Here is a 2,062-nt window from a genome sequence, read left to right as displayed (position 1 = left end):
ACAAAATAGCAATTACCTACGGCTATCAGGATTTTCCCGAAGGTACCAACGAAACCGAGGCCCTGAATGGAATACTGCAAGAATCCATTGACGATGGGCTATTGTTTATTTCTGACCGTGATGCTCGGGCCGCCAGTGGGGCCCACCCCTACGCTCACTTGTGGGATAACGGAGCCGACGCAGTAGACGAACTCCAGCGAGTAATGGACGTGCGTAAGATTGCTTTAGAAAATCTTTCTGAGAAGAAAATCCCTTCCGGACAGCCCATCGCTACGCTAGAAGAAGTGCTAGTACCGATGTATTTGTTTCATCGCTATCAGATAGAGTCTGTAGCTAAAATTGTAGGCGGACTGAACTACACCTACGCCGTGCGGGGCGATGGACAAAAACCAATGCAAGTAGTAGACGGCCGCAAGCAACGGGAAGCCATTGATGCGCTGCTGGCGACTATTACCCCGGATGCATTAGCCATTCCTGAAGAGGTGCTCAATCTTCTACCCCCCTACCCACTAGGTTTCTACGAAAATGATCGGGAAATCTTTAAGTCACGAACCGGTATCACTTTTGACCCAATGGCTGCAGCAGAATCTGCCACTGACTTCACGTTGGGTTTAATGCTAAATCACGAGCGAGCCACCCGCATGATCGACTATGCCTCTCGTGAAAGTGGCGTACCTAGCTTCGCTGACCTAACCAACGAACTGATTCAAAAAACCTTCAATGCCACCTACCAACCTCGGGGCTACGAAGGCGAGCTACAACGGTTAGTAGAACGACTGGTGCTTAACCATCTAATACAATTAGCCAGTAACGAAAACGCTTCCGGACAGGCTCGGGCAATGGCTACTCTGAGAGTAAATGATATCAAACAGCTTTTATCCAGCCAGAGTAACGTATCTGATGTCTCGGAGCAAGCTCATCAAATGTACTTGGCTAAACAAATCACGCAGTTTGAAAACAATCCTGAAAATCTCTCACTGCCTGATTCTCTTAGCCCACCGGATGGCTCACCAATTGGCCAAGGCGGATTAGACTACATAATGTGTTCGGAAAATTAGTGAAATAGGGCATGTTAGCCTTATTTAACGCTGATGATCATTGCCAGAAGTCACTATTACAGACGAGGAGGTTAATTTTGTTTGAGCTTGAGTAGGGCTGTCGTAGCGCGATACTTGAGAAGGGCAATGGAGTATCACTCACCGAACGTAACGTAACCCAGCGGCTCACCGCCGGGATGAAGAGTGGGTTCAAAGTTATATCTACATGAGTAATCACCGTCACTTTATTATTCATAAACCATTTGGGTATCTATCGCAATTCGTTAACAATCAGAACCGACGAAGAAATAAAAAGCTGCTAGGCGAGCTACACGACTTTCCGGTGGGCACAATGGCAATTGGTCGCTTAGATGAAGACTCGGAAGGGCTATTACTGCTTACTACTGACGGTAAAGTCAGTATGCTGGTACGCAGCAAGAACGTGGAGAAAGAGTACCATGTGCAAGTAGATGGTACTATTACCGACGAAAGTGTTAGGCAGTTGCAGCAAGGAGTGGATATTGCCACTCGGGGTAAAACCTACCGAACATTGCCCGCGAAAGCAACGAAACTAGATTCACCTCCCACCTACCCTCCCCGAACCAAAAGAATACGGGACGAACGGCACGGCCCCACCAGTTGGTTATCGATCACCATCACCGAAGGGAAATTTCGGCAGATCCGCAAAATGACCGCTGCCGTTGGCTTCCCCACGCTACGGTTAATCCGGGTACGAATTGGGAGCATAGCGTTGAATAAGATGTTGCCCGGCGAAGTAATTGAGGTAGATACATTCGCGCTTGCTCCTAAGAACGGGTAACAAACGGTGAGCATAGCGAATTACAATGATTGTTTACCATTCGCGTTAGGTTAGCAGTCATTACTATGCTAACCAATATGATAAATCCGATCAGAGCACTTTCTATTTTCTTCATACTATCGGCTTGTGTGCCTTACGCCAAAGGCCCCGTGCTTAGCATAGAAGAAGCTCAGAATACCTTCCGGCCTATTGTTGAGTTTATGGA

General features: G+C 47.5%; 2 protein-coding genes. Both read left to right on the top strand.

Translation table 11 applies throughout. The features are described 5' to 3' along the window. Positions 1-1,058 (top strand): zinc-dependent metalloprotease (locus WBA23_RS14130; RefSeq protein WP_424582924.1); only part of this gene is annotated, 1,058 nt, incomplete at its 5' end. Positions 1,059-1,263: 205 nt separating this feature from the next. Continuing rightward, positions 1,264-1,857: a pseudouridine synthase gene (locus WBA23_RS14125; RefSeq protein ID WP_424582923.1), complete on the top strand. Its 594-nt coding sequence runs from the start codon at positions 1,264-1,266 to the stop codon at positions 1,855-1,857. Positions 1,858-2,062: the final 205 nt, after the last annotated feature.

This window comes from Tunicatimonas sp. (assembly GCF_049647865.1).
In the GTDB taxonomy this organism is placed as follows: Bacteria; Bacteroidota; Bacteroidia; order Cytophagales; family Cyclobacteriaceae; genus Tunicatimonas.
The sequence above is the reverse complement of the archived record's forward strand: the minus strand, read 5'-3'. Positions and strand labels throughout refer to the sequence as shown.

Excerpts from the sequence above, each read along its gene's own strand:
- WBA23_RS14125 (WP_424582923.1), top strand. The coding sequence starts at position 1,264 with ATGAGTAATCACCGTCACTTTATTATTCATAAACCATTTGGGTATCTA.